The 23551-nt window shown below is 59.7% G+C and carries 19 protein-coding genes; 12 read left to right on the plus strand and 7 right to left on the minus strand.

Annotated features, from left to right (window positions below; genetic code table 11):
* Window positions 1–298 precede the first annotated feature (298 nt).
* From GS429_RS00365 to xacF, 3 genes are all read right to left on the minus strand, one after another.
* Window positions 299–1063, minus strand: a complete 765-nt coding sequence (locus tag GS429_RS00365; protein WP_160061595.1) for an IclR family transcriptional regulator — start codon at window positions 1061–1063, stop codon at window positions 299–301.
* Window positions 1064–1325: 262 nt separating this feature from the next.
* Complete coding sequence (locus tag GS429_RS00370; protein WP_160061597.1) at window positions 1326–2186, minus strand: MBL fold metallo-hydrolase; 861 nt, start codon at window positions 2184–2186, stop codon at window positions 1326–1328.
* 123 nt (window positions 2187–2309) lie between these two features.
* A complete protein-coding gene (gene xacF, locus GS429_RS00375) occupies window positions 2310–3761 on the minus strand; it encodes a 2,5-dioxovalerate dehydrogenase (RefSeq protein WP_160061599.1) in 1452 nt (483 codons plus the stop codon).
* Window positions 3762–3867: 106 nt separating this feature from the next.
* On the opposite strand from xacF, the gene GS429_RS00380 reads away from it, so the two are divergent.
* A complete protein-coding gene (locus tag GS429_RS00380) occupies window positions 3868–4740 on the plus strand; it encodes a fumarylacetoacetate hydrolase family protein (RefSeq protein WP_160061610.1) in 873 nt (290 codons plus the stop codon).
* Between the two features lie 42 nt (window positions 4741–4782).
* Here the strand turns inward: GS429_RS00380 and GS429_RS00385 are convergent, their stop codons facing one another.
* From GS429_RS00385 to GS429_RS00395, 3 genes are all read right to left on the minus strand, one after another.
* A complete protein-coding gene (locus GS429_RS00385; protein WP_160061612.1) occupies window positions 4783–6027 on the minus strand; it encodes an MgtC/SapB family protein in 1245 nt (414 codons plus the stop codon).
* Window positions 6028–6384: 357 nt separating this feature from the next.
* Window positions 6385–7557, minus strand: a complete 1173-nt coding sequence (locus GS429_RS00390; protein WP_160061614.1) for an enolase C-terminal domain-like protein — start codon at window positions 7555–7557, stop codon at window positions 6385–6387.
* 142 nt (window positions 7558–7699) lie between these two features.
* Window positions 7700–8608, minus strand: coding sequence for a nucleoside hydrolase (locus GS429_RS00395; RefSeq protein ID WP_160061616.1), 909 nt, complete (start codon window positions 8606–8608; stop codon window positions 7700–7702).
* Window positions 8609–8953: 345 nt separating this feature from the next.
* On the opposite strand from GS429_RS00395, the gene GS429_RS00400 reads away from it, so the two are divergent.
* From GS429_RS00400 to GS429_RS00435, 8 genes are all read left to right on the plus strand, one after another.
* On the plus strand, window positions 8954–10735 hold the full coding sequence (locus GS429_RS00400; RefSeq protein WP_160061618.1) for an ABC transporter substrate-binding protein: 1782 nt from the start codon (window positions 8954–8956) through the stop codon (window positions 10733–10735).
* A gap of 221 nt (window positions 10736–10956) precedes the next feature.
* Window positions 10957–11985: an ABC transporter permease gene (locus tag GS429_RS00405; protein WP_160061620.1), complete on the plus strand. Its 1029-nt coding sequence runs from the start codon at window positions 10957–10959 to the stop codon at window positions 11983–11985.
* A complete protein-coding gene (locus GS429_RS00410; RefSeq protein WP_160061622.1) occupies window positions 11982–13517 on the plus strand; it encodes an ABC transporter permease in 1536 nt (511 codons plus the stop codon). The genes GS429_RS00405 and GS429_RS00410 overlap by 4 nt, the downstream gene beginning before the upstream one ends.
* Window positions 13514–14602 (plus strand): ABC transporter ATP-binding protein, encoded by a 1089-nt coding sequence (locus tag GS429_RS00415; protein ID WP_160061624.1) that lies wholly within the window; start codon window positions 13514–13516, stop codon window positions 14600–14602. The genes GS429_RS00410 and GS429_RS00415 overlap by 4 nt, the downstream gene beginning before the upstream one ends.
* Entirely contained in the window at window positions 14599–15936 is a 1338-nt protein-coding gene (locus GS429_RS00420; protein ID WP_160061626.1) for an ABC transporter ATP-binding protein, read from the plus strand. The genes GS429_RS00415 and GS429_RS00420 overlap by 4 nt, the downstream gene beginning before the upstream one ends.
* Window positions 15937–15939: 3 nt before the next feature.
* Complete coding sequence (locus GS429_RS00425) at window positions 15940–16332, plus strand: DUF7555 family protein (RefSeq protein ID WP_160061628.1); 393 nt, start codon at window positions 15940–15942, stop codon at window positions 16330–16332.
* Window positions 16333–16394: 62 nt separating this feature from the next.
* Window positions 16395–16856, plus strand: coding sequence for a DUF7529 family protein (locus GS429_RS00430; RefSeq protein ID WP_160061630.1), 462 nt, complete (start codon window positions 16395–16397; stop codon window positions 16854–16856).
* A gap of 44 nt (window positions 16857–16900) precedes the next feature.
* Window positions 16901–17683, plus strand: coding sequence for an MBL fold metallo-hydrolase (locus tag GS429_RS00435; protein ID WP_160061632.1), 783 nt, complete (start codon window positions 16901–16903; stop codon window positions 17681–17683).
* Window positions 17684–17750: 67 nt separating this feature from the next.
* Here the strand turns inward: GS429_RS00435 and GS429_RS00440 are convergent, their stop codons facing one another.
* Window positions 17751–18542, minus strand: a complete 792-nt coding sequence (locus tag GS429_RS00440) for an inositol monophosphatase family protein (RefSeq protein WP_160061634.1) — start codon at window positions 18540–18542, stop codon at window positions 17751–17753.
* Between the two features lie 246 nt (window positions 18543–18788).
* Here GS429_RS00440 and GS429_RS00445 point away from each other — a divergent pair, with 246 nt between their 5' ends.
* From GS429_RS00445 to GS429_RS00455, 3 genes are all read left to right on the plus strand, one after another.
* Entirely contained in the window at window positions 18789–19769 is a 981-nt protein-coding gene (locus GS429_RS00445; protein ID WP_160061636.1) for a TIGR03557 family F420-dependent LLM class oxidoreductase, read from the plus strand.
* Window positions 19770–20507: 738 nt separating this feature from the next.
* Window positions 20508–21032, plus strand: a complete 525-nt coding sequence (locus GS429_RS00450) for an LUD domain-containing protein (protein WP_160061638.1) — start codon at window positions 20508–20510, stop codon at window positions 21030–21032.
* A gap of 2 nt (window positions 21033–21034) precedes the next feature.
* On the plus strand, window positions 21035–23215 hold the full coding sequence (locus GS429_RS00455) for an LUD domain-containing protein (protein ID WP_160061640.1): 2181 nt from the start codon (window positions 21035–21037) through the stop codon (window positions 23213–23215).
* Window positions 23216–23551 lie beyond the last annotated feature (336 nt).

Below are 23551 nucleotides of genomic sequence, written 5' to 3' on the forward strand. Positions count from 1 at the left end.
TAATAAAGGGTAAAATATCCGCAACGGACGATGTACTTCCAACTGGTGGTAGTAGTGCCGTGTGTCACATGGCCGTAGCCGGTTGATCGCCGATCTACCTGCTCGAGATACCGATAGCAGTACTCACAACCGCCGATTTCCGTTTGAAGAATCAGCGTTCTAATGCACAGAACAGCAAGATATCGCCCGTAGTTCGCCTGTACGTCTCATACACCGACACTGATCCCTTGAGGCCGCGGAATAGTGATTGAGTGTAGGGAACAACTGTTCTTGAGGAATGAACGCACATGCTACCGACTCACATGTGTGTCATACTGAGTTCGATCACGTTCGCGGTACTGTGAACGGTATCGGGCATATCAGTACTAAATCGGTCCCCCTTCAGCCGACCGGTGGGGGCAGCGACGCTGATCGCACCGATACTCCGACCGTCCGTATCGGTTATCGGCGCAGCGACGCATCGTAGCCCATTGAGTCGCTCCTCACGGTCGAACGCGACGCCACGTTCGCGGATGGTTTCGAGTTCCTCGTGTAGCTCATCTCGATCGGTGATCGTGTGTTGGGTTTCCGCCGAGAGGCCGTTCGTCTCGATGATGTCATCGACGCGTGATTCCGGCAGATGGGCGAGCATCGCCTTTCCGAGCGCGGTGCTGTGTAACCCCGTTCGGAGTCCGGCGTACGTATCGAGCTCGACGGCCTGTGCCCCTTTCGCCCTGTAAAGGTACACACACTTTCCGTGTTCGTGCGTGGCGAGATTCACCATCTCCTCCGTCTCCTCGGCGAGGGCTCTGACCTCCGGTTCCGCAACTTCATACAGTTTCATCTGATTCCGACTGTGCCCGCCCAGTTCCAGGAACCGAAGCCCGAGGCGGTACTGCTCGTCCTCTTTCACGACGAAATCGTGCTTTCTGAGTGTACTGAGGTGATTGTGTACGGTACTTTTGCCGAGGTTGAGCTGATTCGAAAGCTCCGTCACCCCCATTTCGTTGGCTTCCTTGAGCGTATCTAATATCGCTAACGTGGTTTCCGTCGTTCGCACCGGGTATTTCGGTTCTTGTTCCATGGCATGGGATAACATTCCCCTGGTTAAAAACTGTTCCGTTCTCAAGAACGGGGGTTCTGCTCTCTTGGGCTCGTGATTTAGCGGTCTCCAAGCGTTCGATACTCCGCGTATGGGTCGGAACGGTCAATCGTATCAACGGATCGACGTACGTCATTACTGGAGCGACCGTCGAAACGCCGCTTTCGGAACGTTTCGGAGCCGACGATGTCACCTCGGCATATAATAACTTGAGTGATCGTTGAACCGGAACGGGACTGAGCGGCTACTCTCGTAACGAGCGAGTCTGAACGACCCCGGGTCGGCCGACGTCGATTCGATCGCCGATCTTCACGACATCGACGACGCGAGGATACGCGTACGAATGTGCGTGTTCGTGGAGGACTTTCGGATCGGCGCCGACCCCTCTCCACATATCGTAGTGGGCGGGGACGAGTCGATCGACCTGCAGCTGGTTCGCCGCTTCGATGATCTGATTTTCGTCCATGTACCAGCGCGTCGGACGGGCCTCGTCCTCCGTCGGGTAATAGATATTGCCGACAGTTCCGAACGCGAACGCACCGATATCAACGTCGAACGCGCGGGCGATCTCTTCGAACTCGCTCGTCGGTCTGCTATCTCCCGCGTGGAAGAACGTTCCCGACTCGTGTTCGACCAGATAGCTCACCGGTTCGATAGCGTCGGGATCGTTTGCCGGTAGTACGTGAACCACGACATCACCGATATCGAGCGTCGCCCCCGGTTCGACGGTGTGTCGGTTCTCGTCCGGTGCGACGAGGTCGTCGTCGTAATCCGGCTCGTCGAACGACGCGCTGGGGGCGTACAGGTCGGCCTCGAGGTCGTTTACCAGCGGTTCGTACGAGGGCGGATGCATGTGATCGATGTGTTCGTGGGTAACCAGAACTGCATCGCACATCGTCGCGTCCGCGGGGTCCATCGGGACGGGTATCATCCGAACGATATTCGGCGGGTCTCCGTCGCCGAAGTACGGATCGATGTACAGCGTCGTTTCGGGCGTTCGAACGACGAACGCGTTACACCCTAGATACCAGACTGCTAGGCCGTCGGGATCGGCGGCTTCGATTTCGGATCCAACGAGCCAGTCGCCCCAGGTTGCGTGGATCATATCTCCTCATGGACGTGAAAATATATAAAAACCAGTGGACACCCCGCTCGTAACCGAGCGATAACCGGGTCAGTCGCCGATCGACGAATCGAAGCCGAGAAAACGCGACAACACGGGACTCCGTTAGTAGTTCGTATAGACCGTTTTGCTGATCGTGAAGAAGTCGAGCCCCGCATCGCCCTGTTCGCGGAAGGTCTCGCTCGAGGACGCTTTCATGCCGCCGAACGGGACGTGTAGTTCGAGTCCCGTCGTTTTCTCGTTGATCTTCACGACGCCGGCTTCGATCTCGGAGACGAACCGGTTCGACTCCGTGAGATCGTTCGTCACGATGCTGGCCGAGAGGCCGTACTGGACGCCGTTTGCGATCTCGAGCGCGTCGTCGAAGTCGGACGCGGGGATCACGGCGAGTACCGGACCGAAGATCTCTTCCTGAGCGATTTGCATATCCGGGTCGACGTCGGAGAACACCGTCGGTTCGACGAAGAAGCCGTCGTCGAACCGGTCTCCTTCGGGCTGACCTCCGCCGGTCTCGAGGGTCGCTCCCTCGTCGCGTCCGAGCTCGATGTACTCCATCGTGCTCTCGAGTTCGGACTCGGTGACCTGCGGGCCCATATCGAACCCGTCCAGACCGGGCCCGATTTCGATTTCCGCTGCTCGTTCGACGAGACGGTCGACGAACTCGTCGTACAACTCCTCGTGGACGATCGCTCTGGAGGTCGCGGTACAAGCCTGTCCGGTAACACCGAAGGCACCGTTCGCGGCGATTTCGACGGCGTCGTCGAGATCGGCGCTCTTGCTCACGACGACCGGGTTCTTCCCGCCCATCTCGAGTTGGACGCGCTTTTGATCTTCGGCAGCCATATCGTAGACGTGATTGCCGACCTGCGTACTCCCGGTGAAGGAAACGGCGTCGACCGCTTCGTGGGTCGCGAACGTGGAGCCAACCTCACTTCCCGGCCCGGTAACGTAGTTGAGGACGCCCGCCGGAAGCCCCGCTTCGTCGAGACACTCGACCAGTTTCCGCGAGACGTTGGGTGCCATCGATGCGGGTTTGAAAACGGCAGTATTCCCGGCTGCAAGCGCCGGAGCGATCTTCCAGGCCGGAATCGCGATCGGATAGTTCCACGGAGTGATCAGTCCCGCAACGCCTACCGGCTCCGTTACCGTCTGGAGGTTCGTGTGACGACTGCTGGATTGTTTGTTCACCCCGCCGATGTCTCGCGTCTTCTCGGCGTAGTACGAGAAGATGTCGATGGCACGCTGGACTTCTCCGGCCGCTTCTCCGCGGGCCTTCCCCTCCTCTCGAACGAGCGTTTCCGTCAACTCGTCCTTTCGATCGTCGAGGTTCCGTGCGGTTTCGGAGAGGATCGACCCGCGTTCCGGACCGGGGGTTTCGGCCCATTCGGTCTCGGCTGCACTGGCGGCCGCCGCGGCACGCGCTGCATCCTCGCTATTCGATTGCTGGAAGTAGCCGATGAGGTCGTCCGAATTAGCGGGGTTCCGGTTTTCGAACGTCTCACCTGTTTCCGATTCGACCCACTCGCCGTCGATGTAATTCGCATACTCGTCTGCCATACCACATGTACGAATACGCTCTACTGTTACACCGTTTACGGTATCAGCAACCGAGCGACCGCCGCCCCCAAAGATTTTATTATGCTGTTTCATACCGTATCAGTGCATGCGCTACTACCGAGTATCCGATCAAAGCGGGTCGTTTCGCCTAGTCGTTGACACCGGCGAATCCAGATACGACGTAACCGCCGTCAAACCGTCACTCACCTCCTTCGAGGATCTGGTCCGGAGCTGCGATATTACCGGAACGTCTATCGACGCTGTCGTCACCAACCTGCTCGACGATGCGCCGACCGTCGACGCCGATACGCTCTCCTCGAATCAGCTCACGCCGATCGAGGCCGAAGAAGTGTGGGCGGCAGGCGTTACGTACGAAATGAGCGAACAGGCGCGAGAAAACGAGAGCGGGATGCCCGACGTCTATCTCAACGTTTACGAAGGAGACCGTCCGGAACTGTTTTTCAAAGCGACACCCAGTCGAACGGTCGGTTCAGGCGACCGAATCGGCGTTCGTGGCGACTCCGACTGGAACGTCCCTGAACCGGAACTCGGTATCGTTCTCTATCGTGGTGACATCGTCGGCTACACGATCGGGAACGACGTTAGCAGTCGGGAAATCGAGGGAGAGAATCCGCTCTACCTTCCGCAGGCGAAGGTGTACGATCGATGCTGTGCCATCGGCCCGTGTGTTGTCCCCGCCGAGGCGATCGACGATCCACACGATCTCGAACTGACGATGACGATCACCCGCGATGGGGAGACCATGTACGACGAGTCGACATCGACGGCCGAAATGGTTCGGACGTGCGAGGAACTGGTTTCGTTCTTCGACCGGCATAACACGGTTCCCGAGACGGCCGTGTTATTGACGGGGACCCCCTTGGTACCCGATGATAGTTTCACGTTACGAGAGGACGATCACGTGGCCATCAGTATCGAGGATATCGGAACGTTAGAAAACCGAACCATTACCGTATAACGCTGTTTGGCCTTTCTCGTGGGAGTTCGCGCCGGCGACACGTTAAACGATGGCGATGACACCGAGAAGGACCACGGCACCCGCTGCAATGAGGCCCAGACTTCCTAACAGAACCGGACGGACCAGTTTTCGGTTGATGCTAGCCGCGAGTGTTACTTTCACGAGGATGCTCGCAGCCGTTCCGATGACCACGGCTGCGGTTCCGAGGGTGTAGCTGATCTGTTCCGAATCGACCAGCAAGACGGCCGTCGTCGTCACGGAGCCACTGGAGACGAGCCCGCTGACGAAACTCGAGGCTATCAGTCCGCTCGCCCCGAACGTTTCCTCTGCGACGATCGTAAGCAGAATAACGCAGAGGAATAACCCACCGAATTTGAGCGCGTTTTGGAGGCTGAACGGGGATTCGACCTCGGCTTCGACTTCGGTGTCCCAATCCGTGAGGACGTACGAGAGCGCGATTCCGGTAACGGTGATCGCCAACAACGGTGGGCCGACGATGAAAACGAGATCGGGGACGAAAACGACGATAATGAGGAAGTTTCGAAATGCCATCGCCGAATCGGCGAGCATGATCGCACCGACGACGAAGCCGCTCAGACCGCTGTGGTTTCGCGTCCGACCGGCGAGTTCACCGATCACGGCAGTCGAGTTGACGAGGCCGCCAAAAAACCCGGTGATCGCCAGCCCCTTGCTCCCGTACCGACGCATAATGATGTAGTTGACGAAGCCGAGTGCGCTCACCGCGATCACCAGCAGCCAGACGGTCCGGGGATTGATCGCTTCCCAGGGGTCGATCGTCTGATCCGGCAGAAACGGGAAGATAACGAACGCCAGAATCGCGAGTTCGGTCGCGGACTGAACTTCGTCTTTCGAGAGTCCCCAGGCGAACTCGTGAAGCTCCCGCTTCAGGACGAGAAGGAGTGACGACAGGACGGCCACCAACACTCCCTCGAGCGCGTACCCTTCGCCGATCAGGATACCAATCCCGTACGCGAGCATCATCATCGCGGACGTGGTCAACGAGAGACCCTCCTCGTTCTCTAAGAGTCCGCGAACGCCGAGAAGCATGCTCTGGACGACGATGAGCAACCCGCCGACCGCGAGCAATAACGGCTGATCGAGGATCGTAAAGACCGTCCCAGTTACCGTGATCAACGCATACGTCCGAATCCCGGCGGATTTTTGTGACCACTCTCGTTCCAGCCCCAGAAACATGCCGATGGCGACGGCCATCAGCAGTTGCATGGGTTCGTCCGCGATCGATGACAGTATCTCGGTTTCGAGCATTATCGGTTCACTATCGTTGTCGGCCCGAACTCAGACGGGTATCGAGCGAGGGGAAGGCTTCGCTTTCGCGACCGAGAGACGTCGCCGGTCTCTGCGAAGCCGAGTATATTGATCTATATTCGGGTATGTAGAAGTATATATCTTTCCCTCGAGAGTACTCCTTTCCCCCGTCTGGAGATGCTCAGCGCTCGGACGACACGCGAGCGAGCCGTCGCATTGGTTCGGTACCGGATACGACGTGACGCTAACAAAAACGGCGGGTGCGGAGACAGACGGGTTCGTACCGGTTCGGATTTGAACGTCGACACGTACGAGTTAGAACGGATCGATTCCGACCTGCGTGTCGTCCCGGGTCCGCTATTCGTGAACGCGTCGATCGATCTCGTTCGCTTCGATGTACTCCCAATCGTACTCGACGCCGAGACCGGGTCCGTCGGGTACGGGAACGGTTCCATCGTCGTCGACGGCATCGAGCATATCGGAGTAGCCACACTCGTAAACCGGCGGCTGCGTGTTCTTACAGTCGGGGTGTACGAGCGCCACCTCGTAGTAATTCGCGTTCCGTATCGCTGCGATGTAGTGGCGGTGGGCGGGACCTGGCGCGTGGGTTTCGATATCGAGTCCGAATCCTTCGGCGATTCGAGCCCGTTTGATCGCCCCGGTAAAGCCGCCGTCGTACTCCGGATCCCCTCTGACGAAATCAGTTGCTCCACTGGCGAGGAAGTCGGTAAATGGCTCCAGTCCACGGATGTGTTCGGTCAGGAGTAACGGTGTGTCCAGCGATTCGCGGAGCTTCTGATGTGCGTGCTGTGAGATGCCTCCGTCGCGATACGGATCTTCGTACCAGAGGAACTCCTGTTCGTCGCAGGCTTTTCCAACCTTCAGTGCGTCACCGAACGTCTCGTACTCGCAGGCCGGATCGATCATCAGATCCATGTCGTCGCCGACCCGTTCGCCGACCGCGTGGACGGTTTCGATTTCTCGATCGATGTCGCGCCAGTCGTCGCTCCCGCCCCAGCCGTGAATTTTGAACCCCTGGTATCCCAGCTCGAGGCATTCCTCGGCAAAGTCTGCGTAGGCTTCGGGCGAGTCGAGGCCGCCGTTATCGTCGGCGTGATAGGTCGAGGCGTACGCGGGAATCCGCTCGCGGTAGGTCCCGAGGAGTTCGTGGATCGGCACACCAGCGTGCTTTCCGGCGAAGTCCCAGAGGGCGATGTCGACCGGACCGATACCCATTCGGTCGTACTTTCGGAGGCCGCGTTTGATCTCGCTCCAGTGCCGTTCGCGCTTTAGCGGGTTCTTTCCGACGAGGTAATCCGCGTACGAGCTGATCTGGTCCGGAGCGGTTGAGGTGACGAGGACGTACTCCCCGGTGATGTCCGTATTCGTGTGAATCTTGAGTGCAAGCGTCGAACTCTCGAGGGTGGAACCCGGTTCGTACATCAGATTGAATCCGTTGCCGTCGGTGCTGACGTCCTCGATCGGGTAGCTGAATTCGATGATCTCTACGCTGGTTATCTCTGGAGCCATAGTAGTAGTGTTGTACTGTTCCACAAAAAGTTTGTGAGAACGAATACCGCTCGGAGACGGTCATCAACTGAACGACGAGTTCTCGCCCGCCGAAGTTGACGGTAGTGCGACACAATAGGGTGTGATAGTAGTCAGAAGCGATCTATTCCAGGCTCCACAGCGCGTCGAGAAGGATTTCACAGAACCGCTCGGTATCGATCTCGACGGCGACTTCGATGTTAGCCGGCTCGTCGAGAACGCGGTGCTCATCACAGATCACGGCCCCGTGAGAGGGTCCCCCGCTCGTATCGATTTCAGCGTAGTACTCTTCGAAGGTGAGTACGTCCTCGACGATGTCGACGCCGACGGCAGCGTCGTGAATGCTGATCAGATCTCCACTAACGATCTCGGACGGATAGTCGAGCCAGGAACCAATGACCTCGAGCGGAGCCCCGGCGTTCTGGAACTCCGTGATCGTGGAGGCGGGAACCGATGCGTCGTTGGTCGCATCGAGGCCGACCATCCGTGGAGCACCGTCCTGTATGACGCGACTGGCGGCCGCAGGGTCGTTGTAAAAGTTAAATTCCGCCATCGGTGTGGTGTTCCCCGACGTCATCGCTGCCCCTCCCATCTGATAGATCTCTCCTACCAGGTCCGGCAAATCGGGTTCGAGGATGAGCGCAGTGGCGAGGTTCGTCTGCGGGCCAACGGAAGCGATCGTCAGCTCTTCACCGTACGCGTGCGCTTGTTCGATGATGAATTCCGTAGCGTGTGTCTCGATCGGTTCCGTCTCCGGTTCGGGAAGATCACCTCGCAGTCCGTCTTCTCCGTGTACCCACTCGGCTAGTTCCAACTCGTCGACGATCGGTCGGTGGCAGCCGCGTGCAACTGGTATTTCGGTTCGATCGAAGTGCTCGAGAATCGAGAGCGCGTTTTTCGTCGTGTTGTCGACCGTCGTATTTCCGGCGACGGTCGTGACGCCGACGACGTCGACGTCGTCGCGGGCGAGCATGAACGCTAGCAGTACGGCGTCGTCACAGCCCGGATCCACATCTAGCAATACGTTCTCCATGCCCATCATTTCTTCATCCCGGATTATAACATTTTTGGGAGGGTGATACAAGCATCTAATCGGTACATTGCTATCGCGGTTACGGGTATACTTCCGTCGTCGCTGTTTCGTTCGACACACGAGTTCACGTCACTTCGACTTCACCTGTTCCGCCGGGATACCACGCAGATGTTGCTACCGTCTCAGATATCGTTTTTGCTGCGCCTTTCAGCGAAATAACTGTTCGGAATTTGCATCCGCTACTTACAGGTCGGTATTTTAAATACTGTTTTTCTGCTAATAGATCACATACGGACGTTCAACCCAAACGTTTTTATTCCACTAATCCAATTTACCCGATAGTACATGAGTCAGCGTGACATGGGTGCCTCAGACACAGAACGTAATAGCCACACTCGCCGATCGTTCCTTGCCGCAGGTGGGGTTGCAGCTGCAACGGCTCTCGCCGGCTGTGGGGGCGGCGAAGAAATCGATGATGAGGAAGAGGTCGAAGGGGATTACCTTCGAATGGCCGTCGACTCGGTCAGTTCACTGGACCCGGTTATCATCCAACTCGACAGCGTCGGTGAGTACAACGTCTACGAACGACTCACCGAACACGTGAACGGGTCGCTTCCCGTCGAAGGCGACCTGGCCGAAGATTGGACGACCGAGGAGGACGGCCAGATCTACGAGTTCGAACTCAAGGAGGGGGTCCAGTTCCACGACGGCAGTGAGATGACTGCTGAGGACTTCGTTTACTCGTGGCGGCGGATGGCCGAGTCGCCGGATACCCGAAATGCAGACGACCTGTTCGATACGTTCGAAATCGCTCACGAGCGAGACGACGACGGCGAACTCGTACCCGACTCGCTGGCCGTCGAGGCCGTCGACGACTACACGCTCAGAGTCGAACTCGCTCGCCCGTTCTACATGACTCTCGACCAGCTGGCAAACATCTCCTTCGCCGTCACCCCCGAGGGCGTCGTCGGCGACATCGAGGGCTACGACGGCGAGATGGACCAGAGCGAGTTCGGAACCGAGAACCCGATCGGAACTGGACCGTTCATGTTCGAAGAGTGGGAGCAAGGGAGCTACATTTCCTTCGAACGCTTCGATGACTATCACGGCGAAGTCGCCGATATCGAGGGCATTCACTGGTCGATCATGGACGACTCGAACGCGCGTCTCAACCGCGCCCTGAACCAGAACCTCGACGTATTCACGATGGAGCCGGCCCAGTTCGACCCCGACCTGCTCGAGATCGAAGAGACCGATGACCAAGGGCGAGAGTTCGGAACTTACGGGCCACTCGACAACGACGAGACGGTCCAGTACATGTCGTCGGAGGTTCTCATCTCGCATTACATCGTTTTCAACACCGAGAACACCGACGAACTCGCTGCAAGACGGGCGATCGCTCACGTCATTAATCAGAACCGCCTTGCCGAAAACGAGTTCAACGACATGTACGACCCCGGCTATCACATCGTGGCTCCGTCAGCGTTCCCCGGTGGTGAGGACAACTACTGGGAGCGCGCCGAGGAGGAATACCCGTACGGGTACGACGAAGAGCAAATCGACGAGGCCCGCGACGTGATGGAAGAAGCGGGGTACGACGAGGACGACATGTACGAGATGACGCTGACGGTAATGCCCGAAAGTATCTGGCAGGACTTCGGGGAACTGCTGGCGTCGCAGGTGCAGGCCGCACACATCGATATGTCGATCGAAGAGGCGCCGTTCGCGACGATCATTAACCGAGCTATCGAGGGAACGATGGATGCCTTTACACTCTGGGACCGAATGGATTATCCCGGCCCGGACATCTTTCACCGATTCCTCTACCCGACGCCGGACGCGCCGCAGTTTACTAGAATCTCGGGAGGTGTCGACGAGGAGTACGCTGACGCCGCCGAAGCGGCGTGGGAGCAGTATCTCGACAACCGCGGGCCGACCGACGAGGAGGAGGAAGCCCGAAACGAGGCGTTCGAACGGATCGAGACCGAAAACTGGAATATGGTCGCCCAGCTACCGCTGTTGCACGAACGAGTTCATCGGTTCGCCTACGACTGGGTCGATATGCCGATGCACGGCGTGATGGAGTATCAAAAGTACAACACCGTCAGTATCGGCGATCAGCCCTAAGCGACCGCTCTCCCCGTTAATTTGACAAAAATGAGGAATATACAACTGATACGGTATTTACCGTGGATCGGGCCCAATCAACTTCGCGGCGCCGATCCACGCACGAACCGGGGTCCACAGTCCCGTGGAGGGGGCGATTTCCGAGGCCCGGTGCTGGTAGCGTCGAATTCGTCGTTCCTACCGTCCTCTGCCCTCGTAGCTGACCCTGTCGGGTGGAATCGATGAGTCGGCTAGGCTATCTGTTACGGCGACTGCTGCTGGCGATTCCAGTCGTCGTATTCGGAACGTCGTTGACGTTTCTGATTATTCGTATGGGGCCGATCGATCCAGCCGCCGCGATTGTCGGTTCACCGGATACGCCTTCGGCTCAACAACAGTACGAACGAACGCGGGAACAGCTCGGACTCACGAAACCGCTCTGGGAGCAGTACGTCGATTTCATGACTGATCTGCTCACGTTCAACCTCGGGCAGTCGTGGGTTCTCAGTCCCGGAACGAACACCTACGACCTGATCCTGACGTACGCTCCACGAACGCTCTGGCTCGGCTTTTGGTCGATCCTGATCGCGATCCTGTTCGGGATTCCGCTCGGCTTCTACGCCGGGCTCAACCCCAACACGCGTATCGATTACTTCGTTTCCTTCGGGGGCATCGTCTGGCGAGCCATGCCGAACTTCTGGCTCGCGATCATCCTGCTTGCACTGTTTGCCCAGTCACAGCAGTACTTCTTCGGCTTCGACTGGAGTAATTTCGTGGTTCAATCGCCGGTGACCGGCGCCTATGAGTTCAGCGATATCACAACGAGGGATGGGTTCATCCGCGAATTCAAGCGAGTCCTCCCGGCTGCGCTCGTTCTCGGATCGGCGTCGATGGGTAACGAGATGCGAATCGGCCGTACCGCAGTGCTCGAAACGATCAATTCGAATTACGTCGAGACGGCCAAAGCGAAGGGGCTCTCGGCGAAGAAAATCGTCTGGAAGCACGTCTTCCGAAACGCGCTTATTCCGTTGGTTCCGGTTATCACGAGCGAGGCGTTCCTCCTGATCGGTGGCGCAGTGCTTGTCGAAGTCGTCTTCGGCATCAACGGGCTTGGCTACCTGTTCTTCCAGGCGGTCATTAACGGTGACCTGCCGCTCGTTGCGTCGCTCATGTACGTGTTCATCATCGTACTCGTGGGCGTGAACATCCTGCAAGACCTGCTGTACACGATCATCGATCCCCGTGTGGGGCTCGAGGAGGGAGGTGCATGACCGATACGAACGAGAGCAACGACACGCCGCGCGATCCCGATGAGGAACTGCACGATCCGCGAACCGGCGACGAAGGCAGGTTCGAGGATCAACCGTTACGCGAACGGATCGCGGCTAACCCTCGGCCGGCGGCAATTTGGGTAGCCGGTCTCACTCTGCTCGTCGCCCTACAGTTCGGCGCGATCGCAAATTTCGTCGTCAACACGATCCCGTGGTCGCTCCTGTTCGGCATACTCCCGTCGATCCCCGGAGCGGGCAGCGTGAGCGCGGCCGGGCAGTGGTTTGCTGACCTTCCAGCGTTGCTCACGCGCGAGACGATTCCGAACGAGGGGTACTACGTCCCCGGCGAAGGCTGGCAAGGAACGTTCCTCGGCCTCTCCCCGGCGATAGCGTGGGCGATACGCGTCGTACTCGTCTACGCGTACTCGTTTGCGTTCCTGGCGTGGGTCTGGTACGCCTACGTACTCTTTCGCCGACACTACCGGTACGCCGACTGGACGCCGCGTGACGATATCGTCGGCCGACTACGCACCCACCGCTGGGGCCAGTTCGGCATCGTGGTCGTCCTCGCCTTCCTCGTGCTCGCGTTGTTCGCACCGGCACTGGCGACGGCACCTGTCGAACAGAACATCGAAGATCCGTACTCCCACACGATCGAGTACTACGACGCTGAACTCGGCGAAGTGACCGAAACGACGGTCGGCGATGCCAACCGCGATTCCGCGTCGCGCGGCAGCAGCTCGAACGTCGGTCCCATGACTTACGATGAGTACGATCGATTCCATCCGATCGGTACATTACCGTCCGGGGGTGACTTATTCACGTTCATGGCCTTCGGTGCGCGAATATCGCTGTTGATCGGTCTGTTGAGTCTGGCGATTAGCGGTATTGCAGCCGCCACGTTGGCGCTGTTTGGCGCCTACTACAAGGGCAAACTCGACCTTTCGTTCGTCGTCGCGAGCGACTCGGTTCAAGCGATGCCGAGGTTGCTCTTACTGGTGTTACTATCCGTCGTGCTCGCTGATACGTGGCTCGGTGGCCTCTATAGCGGGGCGATCGTCCTCGCGTTGATCTTCGGGGCGACGGGATGGCCCGCACTCTGGCGGGCGGTTCGTGGTCCCGCGTTGCAGGTCTCCGAAAAGGAGTGGATCGACGCCGCTCGGAGCTACGGACAGGCGCCGACCGTAACCATGCGTCGGCACATGCTCCCATACATTCTGGGATACTTGCTGATCTACGCCTCGATGACGCTCGGCGGCATCATCGTCGGCGTAGCCGGACTCTCGTTCCTCGGTCTCGGCGTTGACTCGCCGACGCCCGAGTGGGGTCGTGCGATCGACGCCGGTCAGGACTACGTGACGACCAGTTCGTGGCACATCTCGCTCATCCCCGGGATCTTCATCGTGCTGGTTGTGACGGCGTTCAACGCGCTCGGGGACGGCATCCGCGACGCGATCGATCCACAGAGTGACGTCGGAGGCGACTCCGACGATGCTACCGACGAAGCCGCCGCAGGAGGGACAGGAGCATGAGCGGCGATTCGATCGCTCCCGGGGAACGATCGCTCCCCGACGAGGACGAAGACGAGGGCGAGGAATCGCTGCTCGAGGTCGAAGACCTCCGGACCGTGTTTTACACGGACAAGGAGGAGATCCACGCCGTCGACGGAATCGACTTCTCCATTCGCAAGGGAGAAACGCTCGGTATCGTCGGCGAGTCCGGGTCCGGAAAGAGCGTTACGGCTCGCTCGATCATGGGGCTCATCAAGTCTCCCGGACGTATCGTCGGCGGGAGTATCCGGTATCGCGGCGAGGATCTCGTCGGAAAGTCCGAAACGGAGCTCGAAGGCTATCGCGGCGGCGACATCGCGATGATCTTCCAGGACCCGATGACGAGTCTCAACCCGGTCTACACCGTTGGCAATCAGATCAAGGAAGCACTCGACCTTCACCAGGATCTCACCGGCGAGGAAGCGACCGACGAAGCCGCTAGGCTGCTCGAGTCGGTCAACATCCCCGACGCGAGACGGCGACTCAGCGAGTATCCACACGAGTTCTCCGGCGGGATGCGTCAGCGCGCGCTAATCGCGATGGCGCTCGCCTGCGATCCGGATCTGTTGATCTGTGACGAACCGACGACCGCGTTGGACGTGACGACCCAGGCCCAGATCCTCGAGCTCCTCCAAGAGATCCAGCGCGAGCGCGACCTGGCGATGCTGTTTATCACCCACGATATCGGCGTGATCGCCGAGGTCGCAGATCGCGTAGCCGTCATGTACGCGGGCGAGATCATCGAACGGGCGGCGGTCAAACCGCTGTTTGCGGACCCGAAACACCCCTACACACAGGGGTTACTCGAAAGCATTCCGGGCCGCAATCCGGAGGCCAACCAGTTACACACGATCGACGGAGACGTACCGACGGCAACCGAACCCGCGTCGTCGTGTCGGTTTGCGCCGCGGTGTCCGGCGGCGTTCGACGAGTGTCAGAAGGTCCATCCCGCAACCGTTTCCGTCGACGACGACCACACCGTTTCCTGTCTGCTGTATCCGGAGGCGGATTCGAAGACCGACCGACTCGCGCAGCATCGCGACACTGACGAGGTGATCGACGAATGAGCCAACACGTCCAAGACTACGACGAAACGACGGCGAACGAAACGGAGCCGCTCGTCTCGGTACAGAACCTCAAAACGTACTACGAAACCGGCGGCATGCTTTCGTCGGATCCGGTCAAGGCCGTCGACGGCGTGAGCTTCGATATTCAGCGCGGCGAAACGCTCGGACTGGTCGGCGAAAGCGGGTGTGGAAAGACGACGCTGGGTCGGACGCTCGTCCGCCTCGAGACGCCAACGGACGGTGAAATCAGCTTCGACGGGACGGATATCGCGACGCTAAGCGGCGACGACCTCAAGGCCTGGCGAGAGAACGCCCAGATCGTCTTCCAGGATCCCGACTCGAGTATGAACGATCGGCTTACGATCGGGAAAATCATTCGGGAACCGCTCGACGTCTACGAGTGGAAGACGCCGCGAGAGCGACGGACGCGCGTGCGGGAGTTGCTCGATACGGTCGGGCTGCAGCCCGAACACTACTATCGGTACCCCCACCAGTTCTCGGGCGGTCAGCGCCAGCGGATCGGGATCGCGCGAGCGCTCGCGCTCAACCCCGACTTCATCGTTCTCGACGAACCGACGAGCGCGCTCGACGTCTCGGTACAGGCGAAGATCCTCAATCTGCTCGAGGAGCTTCAGGACGAGTTCGGCTTGACCTACCTACTGATCGCACACGATCTCTCGGTCGTCCGCCACGCCTGCGACCGGATCGCAGTCATGTACCTCGGCAACATCATGGAGATCGGCGATACGGAGCAACTGTTCAACGATCCCGCGAACCCGTACACGCATACGTTGTTGTCCTCGATTCCGGCTCCCGATCCGACCATCGAGCAAAACCGCATCCCGCTTCGGGGCTCACCGCCGAGTCCGCGGGATCCGCCTTCCGGCTGTCCGTTTTCGACGCGGTGTCCGATGAAGGTCCGCCCCGACGAGTGGGACGACCTCTCCGAAGAGCTGTGGATGCAACTCGACGTTCTCCAGGATATCCTCCGAGAGCGCGCAAAACGGGCCGGGGGACTCTCGAACCGAATTCAACGAGCGATCGGCCTCGAAGATCCGACCGCTGACTTCGACGAGGTCCGTCGAACCGTGTTCGACGACGTCTCCGTTCCGGAGTCCGTCGCACAGCAACTCGACGAAACGCAGACGCAACTGGCTGAGGAAGGCGAAGATGCTGCCCTCGACTATCTGCGTGAACAGTTCGGGAGCGACTGTGATTCCGTCTTCCCGGAAGAGCACGTCGTAGACGACACCGATCGAACGAGTCGCTGCCATCGCCATCGAGACGCGAACGCCGAACCGGCCGAACTCGATCGAATCCCGTCTCCAGAGTGAACAATGCGACTCGCTTTCCCCGTCCTCGATTTGGTCCTTTCGACGGCGTTCGTCGCAACCCTCATCGTCGCGGCCGTCTCGGGTGGTGTACTCGCCGGCAGCGGTAATTTCGTCGTCGTCAAACAGATCCTCTTCGTGATCGGGTTGTTTCTGGTCGGCGTTGCCGCCGTTCAACTCCGTATGAATACCACTCTCGGTGACGAACAGGACGTCCAATACGGGGACGGGCCCGACGAGCGGTCGCGGATCCGTTCCGTTTTCGAGTCGTTGATCCCGGACGCGTGGGTCCTCCCGAGGTCTGATCGGTTCCCCGACGCCGCGAAGTGGGTCGTCATCGGCCTGTGGATCTTGCTCTTCTCGTACGTCATGGAAGCGGGCTTTGGGGTCGGCGTTTGAGAGCGGATCAACCGGCTGCTCGAATCCAACACGCTTTTTTGCCAGCCGAGAGACTGACACGCATGGCTAACCAGACCCCGTGGGAAGCGACGCTCGAGGATATGCGTTCGATAGCAGCCGACCTCGAGGAAGACGGGTGGGAGACGTTGTCGATCGCTGCTGGCGACACCGCACCCGTCAGCCCCGACGCCGGGCCGGACGACCGATTCGGGCTCGTTCACGTCGTTCAGGGCGACGATGCTGACCGACTCGAAGAGATACTCGAGACGGCTTCGATCACGGAGTCGGAATCGTATCTTGCCGTCGTCTCCGGAACAGAGTACACGGTTACCGTCGTCAGCGATCCCGAGTCACGTGTCGCCGTACTCCTTACGGGCGCGTTCGAGTACCAGCAGGCCAGACCCTGTTTCGACGCCGCTGCTCGCCGCGGCGTAATCTACAGTCACGTCCAACGACTCGACGGCACTCGAGTCGCCGTCTTCGAGCACGACGATCCGGAACTCTTCGAACCTTCGGAAACGTAGTGAAACCGTAAGAACGATCCTGATCGCTCGCGAGGTTGTAGACGATGGCAACGCTTCGTTTGCTCGGGACGGCAGCCTATCCGCGCGTGGACGAGACGGTTCATCTGCTTTTGTCGTCGAACGACGAACACCTGCTGGTCGATGCCGGGACACGGATTCCACAGACACTCGAGGAACTGGGATATTCGCCGGGAGACGTGACCGACATCTTTTGTACACACTCCCACGCTGATCATCTCCTCGGTGTTCCGTACGTGTTGCTCGGTCGCTTTCTCGCACGCAACGGTGCCATTCGAGCAACTGCACCCGACCGACCGTTGACAGTTCGAGCCAACCCGGATACCATCTCTGACTTGCGTACGCTTACCGGCGTCGTCACGCCCGGGATCGACGAATTGCTGACCGATGCCGATCGACTCGTCGAGACCGCCGTCGGGGATACGTTTACCGTCGGCAACGTAACCGTTGGAGTGGGTCCCGCCGATCACGCGGTGCCGACCCAGGGACTGGTCTTCGACGGCGAGCAACGAATCGTCTACACCGCCGACACGACGTCGATGCCCGCCCTGCGTGAGTACGTTGGGACGTGTGACGTCGTGATTCACGAAGCGATGTACGCCGCCGAACAGGCGGATCTCGCGGCTGATCTGGGACACGGAACGTCTCGGGAGGCCGGGGCGTTCGCTGCGGCGACCGATGCGAACGAGCTGTGGCTCGTTCACGTCGCTGACCGCTATGAGAGCGCCGAACAAATCCGTCGAGAGGCCGAAGCCGAGTTCGACGGCCGCGTCGTCGTTCCCTCTCGATTCGACACGGTATCGCTGTAGCTCTCGCACCTGGTCTCAATCGATACGTCGCCCGTTGATTACGCTCGAACGCAACCAGTTATCGGTACTACCGGCCCTCGATCCCGCGTGCTGCTGCGAGGACCTCATCGTGTGCAGTGCCGTTAGAAGCGACGAGCCCGGTGCTCGCGTACGTCCACGGATCTCCCTCGAGATCGGTGACGACGCCGCCAGCCTGTCGCACGAGATGAACTCCCGCGATGGTGTCCCACGGTTTCGGCTCGACGTTCGTAATCGTTCCTTCGATGGAACCGGCGGCAATTAGCGCCAGCGTTCCCTGTACGCTTCCGTACCGGGAGAGATCACCGAACCGAGTGACGATCTCGCGACAGGCTGCGGCGTACTCGTCTCGCTCGTCGAACCCCCACCAGATCGTCGGGACGACCGTAAACGTCTCCGGATCCGTTCGTTCGCTTACCGACACCGACGTCTCGTTGAGTCTCGTGTCGTCAGCATCCGCGACGAACGTATCGCTCTCGGCGGGCAGGATGTTCGCGGCTGCGATCGGTTCCCCGTCGACCACTGCGGCGACGCTCGTCGTCCAAAAACGCATGTCGCGAACGTAATTGTTCGTTCCGTCGATCGGATCGATAACCCAGGCCGGCCCCTCCTCGGGGACGGATTTGAGCGCATCCGCTTCCTCTCCGACGATCGGCTCGTCGGGATACGCCTCTCGAATGACTTCGATAACCCGGTCTTGGGCGTTACGGTCGGCCTGTGTCACGACGTCCGTTTTCCCCTCTTTCGTCGTGATGGCGAGGTCGCTTCGAAACCCCTCGAGTGCGACGTCTGCTCCGGCTCGAGCGGCACGCTTCACTACTGCTGCTTTCTCTCCCGTCATTTGTACCCCGTACGTTCGGATGCGACCACTATATATCTGCCCCGACCGATCAAGCAGGCGAATGGGAATCGCCGAATTGTGGTCTATCCCTGTGGATCGTCTCGATACGGCTGTCCCTGCACCTGCTAGAAATCGATGGCCCGTTCGATATCCGCTCTCGAATCTTCCCGCGAGAACCGCTCGGCCAGGTTCGGCTCGTACTCCCCCGACCAGTACAATTATTATCTGCGTGTGGTATATGGACCCATGGATATCGGATACTTTGCGGCGCACGAACAGTACGGCCCATCGAAGCTCCTGGAACACGTCGAACGGGCCGAGAACGCCGGATTCGACACCGTCTGGACGAGCGATCATATCCACCCGTGGTGGCATACCGACGCCCACTGCGGCGCTGCGTGGCCGTGGATGGGGTCGGCCCTCGAGCGAACCGAGTCGGTCAGAGTCGGAACGGGTGTGACGCCTCCGATCGGACGGAGTCATCCCGGGATGATCGCCCAGACGTTTGGAACTCTCGGGGCGATGTATCCGGGCCGAGTCCACCTCGCGCTCGGCACGGGCGAGGCGATGAACGAGGTCCCCCTCGGCTACGAGTGGCCCGAGTATTCCGAGCGGCGGAAACGCTTGATCGACGCCTGTGAGATCATCACTCGACTGTGGGACGGCGAGTTCACCGACTACGACGGTCACTACTGGGACGTCAATACGATGCGTCTCTACACCTTGCCCGACGAGGACGCGCGCGTGCCGCTCTTGGTTGCCGGCAACGGCCCGAAAACGACGACGGTCGCCGGCAGATACGCCGACGGGTTTCTCACCCTTCGAGACGTCGACTTCTACCATCGAGTTCTCGAACCCGCACTCGAGACGGGCGCCGAAGACGCCGGCCGCGATCCTGACACCATCAGCCGGACCAGGCAGTTGTTGATCTCGTACGATCCCGACTACGACCGCGCACTCGAGAGTACCGGATTCTGGCGCGGACCGCCCGCGATCGGGTTCGATCAAGAGATCTACGACCCTCGCGAGATCGAGGCGGCCGGCCGCGAGATGCCAATCGAAGAGATGGCCGACGAGTTCTTCATCGCGACCGATCCCGCGGAAATCAGAGAACAGCTCGCCCGCCTCGAGAACGCCGGCTTCGACGAAGTCGAGCTCCTTTCTTCGAGCCCGGATCAGGAGAAGTTCATCGAGACCATGGAATCGGAGGTCTTGGGTCGGTTTTAGCGCGGTGTCTACGCGCGTCTCGAGAGTTCCTTTCGGCGAGTCGAATACCAATAGTCGATCCGGTTGAAAATCCAGTATCGGTGCTCCCTGTTTGCATACCCTTCTGCCAGCGCCTACGAGTGACATCGCCGGGCCTACACCGATTACGTATCCCCCTTCGCTGGCCAGAGCTACCATGTGGATTAATTATCTACAGCTTTGATAATACACTCATATAGATACGATAGACAATCCGATTACAGGGATAGTATGTCGATTTAGTAGGAGTCGTTAAGGTGCGAACGAACCGTGGAAAACGGAACGCTCGCGGTCAGTACTCCTCGTTAGGGTTTGCAACCGACTTCTGAAGTGATATATTCTGGAACGCAGATAAGACACATTTCCCATAACTTGCGACAATATACCATTACCTAATATGAGTATGGCATTGTCGAGGTTAATGTGTGGGTATTATCCAAATCTACGCCGATACAAACAGCAATCCAAGTTCGATACCAACGATAGTTGGAGCACTGTAGATATCTCTTCTATATGAGGTATCGGATGTAATGGCATAATATCATCATACTGCGTGTTGTATGGTATCCCAACACGAACAGATTTCAAATTGTTCTGTTGAATGAAAGGGGATTGCTAACATTCAGACTACTGGAGTTAGCTGGATCGAGGCGCTAAGTCGCCTTCCGCCGCGACCGAACCAAAACTAAATGGCGGTGTAGGTCCAGTTTTCGCACACTGATGACTGCCAGACTCTCATCGTTCGAATCGTCGCTCGACGAACTGGGTGTCTCGGTGACACGCGTCGATCCGGGTTCGCTGTGTGAACGCCTCGACGAACTGATCACCGCACCTGCCGTCGGCGTGGCGCCCGAGGAGGCGTTCGACGATCCGTCGCTCTCGCTCGCCGAGACGGCAATCGAGGTCGATCCCACACCCGCAGCGTTGCGCGAGGCGACGACCGGCGTGACGGGGGCGCGAGTGGGCGTCGCCGATTACGGATCGGTGACGCTCTCGATGACTGACCGAGGGAGCGAACTGGTGAGCCTGTTCGTCGACCGTCATATCGCCGTCCTCCGGGCCGCCGATATCCTTGCGACGATGGAGGACGGCATCGACGCGCTCGACGACGAAATCGGCCGCACTCGCGGGAGTTCGATCATCGCGACCGGCCCGAGCGCGACGGCGGACATGGGTGCGCTGGTGAACGGAGCCCACGGGCCGCGAGACGTCCACGTTCTCGTCATAGAAGAGGAGGGGTCGTAACGATGGCCACTGCGGACGAACTCCGGGAATTGATGCGGACCGAGGGTGCGGCCGTCGCGACGAACACGCAGGCGTTCAACGACGGGCGATACGCGTCAGTGTCCGATCTCGAGGACTACGAGGCGCTCAAACGCGAGGCGCGAGCCATCAAGGAAGACGCCATCGAACGGCTGCCGGAGTTACTCGAACGGTTGACAGAGACCGTCGAGGAAAACGGCGGGACGGTGTATCTCGCGGACGACGCCGCGGACGCCAACGAGTACATTCGATCGGTTGCCGCCGAGCGGGAGGCAAATCGGGTCGTCAAGAGCAAGTCCATGACCAGCGAGGAACTCGAGGTCAACGAGGTGCTCGAGAAAGACGGCGTCGACGTCGTCGAGACGGACCTCGGCGAGTGGGTGTTGCAACTGGCTGACGAGGCCCCGTCGCACATCGTCGCGCCGGCCATTCACAAGTCCCGCGATGCGATCGCCGAGTTGTTCAACGAGCGATTCGACCCCGACGAACCGCTGGAAACCGCCGAAGAGCTGACTCGCTTCGCCCGCGAAACGCTCGGCGAGCAGATCATCGACGCGGAGGTCGGACTGACCGGCGCGAACTTCATCGCGGCCGAGACGGGGACGATGGCACTGGTTACCAGCGAGGGCAATGCCCGGAAATCCGTGGCCGCGACTGACACCCAGATCACCGTCGCCGGCGTCGAGAAGATCGTCCCGACGGTCTCGGACCTGCAGCCGTTCGTCGAACTCATCGGCCGATCGGGAACGGGCCAGGACATCACCTCCTACATCTCCCTGTTGACGCCGCCGGTGGAGACGCCGGTCGTCGACTTCGAGGACGATACGACGCCCATCTCCGAGTTCGACAACGACCGCGAGTTCCACCTGGTGCTCGTCGACAACGGCCGCATGGATATGCGGGACGACGAGCACTTGCGGGAGACGCTGTACTGCATCCGATGTTCCGCGTGCTCGAACTCGTGTGCTAACTTCCAGAGCGTCGGCGGCCACGCCTTCGGCGGCGAGACATACTCCGGCGGCATCGCGACCGGCTGGGAGGCCGGAATCGAGGGCCAGGACGTCGCCGCCGAGTTCAATGATCTCTGTACCGGTTGCACTCGCTGCGTGAACGCCTGTCCGGTCGGAATCGACATCCCTTGGATCAATACGGTCGTCCGAGATCGCACCAATCGGGAGAGCGAGGGACCCGCCGACTGGCTCGTCGACGGACTAACGCCCGACGACGAAGACGAGGGTGCGCCGCTTCAGAAGCGCTTTTTCGGCAACTTCGAAACGGTGGCAAAGCTGGGCAGCGCGACGGCGCCAGTCTCGAACTGGCTCGCCGGCACGACCGTCTCCCGGCAGTTCATGGCGCGATTTCTCGAGGTCGACCCTCGTCGCGAACTGCCGACCTTCGAGCGCGAGACGCTCGTCGACTGGTTCGCCGATCGCGAGTCGACGGTTGTCGACCCCGAGCGGCGGGCCGTCCTCTACCCGGATCTCTACACGAACCACGTGCAGGTCGACCGCGGAAAGGCTGCCGTCAGGGTGCTCGAGGCGCTCGGCGTCGACGTTGTCATCCCGCAGGTTCCGTCCAGTGGACGAGCACCGATCTCTCAAGGAATGGTCGCGACGGCGGCGGACCACGCCGAGCGAGTCGCCGATACCCTCGCCCCGCACGTAGCGGACGGCCGCGATATCGTCGTCGTCGAACCGAGCGACTACGCCATGTTCCAGCGGGAGTACGAACGGTTCGTCGACGAGGAGCGGTTTACCGCCCTCGCTGACGGAAGCTACGAGATCCTGGAGTACGTTTACGGCCTCCTCGAGAACGGCTCCGACGTCTCGGCGCTCGCGACGACCGAGGACGGTGCGGTCGCGTACCACAGTCACTGCCAGCAGCGGACCCTCGGACTGGAAGCGTACACCGTCGCTGTTCTCGAGGAGTGTGGCTACGACGTGGCCACGTCCGACGTCGAGTGTTGTGGCATGGCCGGAAGCTTCGGCTATAAGTCCGATTACTACGAACTGAGCATGGACGTGGGTGATCGCCTCCGCAAGCAGCTGCAGGTAGATGGCGTCCGCGAACGGCCGGTCGTCGCGAGCGGCACCTCCTGTCTCGAGCAGATTGATGCGCTTTTGGAGCGCCAGCCTCGCCACCCGATTGAACTGTTGGCCGAGTGAGCGGCGGTGGCGGCTCCCGGTCGGTCAGTTCAGGCCGACGTGGCGCCGGAACGACTTCTCCGTTATCCAGGCTCGATCCGCGTCCGAGAGCGAGTCGACGTGTTCGGCTTCGGACGAGAAGCGGCGTACGCGAACAGGGCAGCTATACGATTGCCTGCTACGGATCGGCGCCGTCGGATAATTCTGCCACCAGCGGCACCGTTCGTCGGAGATCCGCTTCTGACCGCAGCTTCGACGAGTCGCTCGGTCCGCAGTTTCGTTCGTTCCAACCTGTTCCGGTGAGAGCGGATCCGAACTCCGTGACGGCTGCCTAGCCGTGACATGCTCATCAACTCT

It is taken from the genome of Natronorubrum halalkaliphilum, from assembly GCF_009834785.1.
In the GTDB taxonomy this organism is placed as follows: domain Archaea; phylum Halobacteriota; class Halobacteria; order Halobacteriales; family Natrialbaceae; genus Natronorubrum; species Natronorubrum halalkaliphilum.

Coding starts and splice junctions, on each gene's coding strand:
- GS429_RS00430 (WP_160061630.1), top strand. CDS start 16,395: ATGGCTAACCAGACCCCGTGGGAAGCGACGCTCGAGGATATGCGTTCG.
- GS429_RS00420 (WP_160061626.1), top strand. CDS start 14,599: ATGAGCCAACACGTCCAAGACTACGACGAAACGACGGCGAACGAAACG.
- GS429_RS00390 (WP_160061614.1), bottom strand. CDS start 7,557: ATGGCTCCAGAGATAACCAGCGTAGAGATCATCGAATTCAGCTACCCG.
- GS429_RS00445 (WP_160061636.1), top strand. CDS start 18,789: ATGGATATCGGATACTTTGCGGCGCACGAACAGTACGGCCCATCGAAG.
- GS429_RS00365 (WP_160061595.1), bottom strand. CDS start 1,063: ATGGAACAAGAACCGAAATACCCGGTGCGAACGACGGAAACCACGTTA.
- GS429_RS00450 (WP_160061638.1), top strand. CDS start 20,508: ATGACTGCCAGACTCTCATCGTTCGAATCGTCGCTCGACGAACTGGGT.
- GS429_RS00395 (WP_160061616.1), bottom strand. CDS start 8,608: ATGGAGAACGTATTGCTAGATGTGGATCCGGGCTGTGACGACGCCGTA.
- GS429_RS00370 (WP_160061597.1), bottom strand. CDS start 2,186: ATGATCCACGCAACCTGGGGCGACTGGCTCGTTGGATCCGAAATCGAA.
- GS429_RS00425 (WP_160061628.1), top strand. CDS start 15,940: ATGCGACTCGCTTTCCCCGTCCTCGATTTGGTCCTTTCGACGGCGTTC.
- GS429_RS00440 (WP_160061634.1), bottom strand. CDS start 18,542: ATGACGGGAGAGAAAGCAGCAGTAGTGAAGCGTGCCGCTCGAGCCGGA.
- GS429_RS00400 (WP_160061618.1), top strand. CDS start 8,954: ATGAGTCAGCGTGACATGGGTGCCTCAGACACAGAACGTAATAGCCAC.
- xacF (WP_160061599.1), bottom strand. CDS start 3,761: ATGGCAGACGAGTATGCGAATTACATCGACGGCGAGTGGGTCGAATCG.
- GS429_RS00415 (WP_160061624.1), top strand. CDS start 13,514: ATGAGCGGCGATTCGATCGCTCCCGGGGAACGATCGCTCCCCGACGAG.
- GS429_RS00405 (WP_160061620.1), top strand. CDS start 10,957: ATGAGTCGGCTAGGCTATCTGTTACGGCGACTGCTGCTGGCGATTCCA.
- GS429_RS00385 (WP_160061612.1), bottom strand. CDS start 6,027: ATGCTCGAAACCGAGATACTGTCATCGATCGCGGACGAACCCATGCAA.
- GS429_RS00455 (WP_160061640.1), top strand. CDS start 21,035: ATGGCCACTGCGGACGAACTCCGGGAATTGATGCGGACCGAGGGTGCG.
- GS429_RS00435 (WP_160061632.1), top strand. CDS start 16,901: ATGGCAACGCTTCGTTTGCTCGGGACGGCAGCCTATCCGCGCGTGGAC.
- GS429_RS00410 (WP_160061622.1), top strand. CDS start 11,982: ATGACCGATACGAACGAGAGCAACGACACGCCGCGCGATCCCGATGAG.
- GS429_RS00380 (WP_160061610.1), top strand. CDS start 3,868: ATGCGCTACTACCGAGTATCCGATCAAAGCGGGTCGTTTCGCCTAGTC.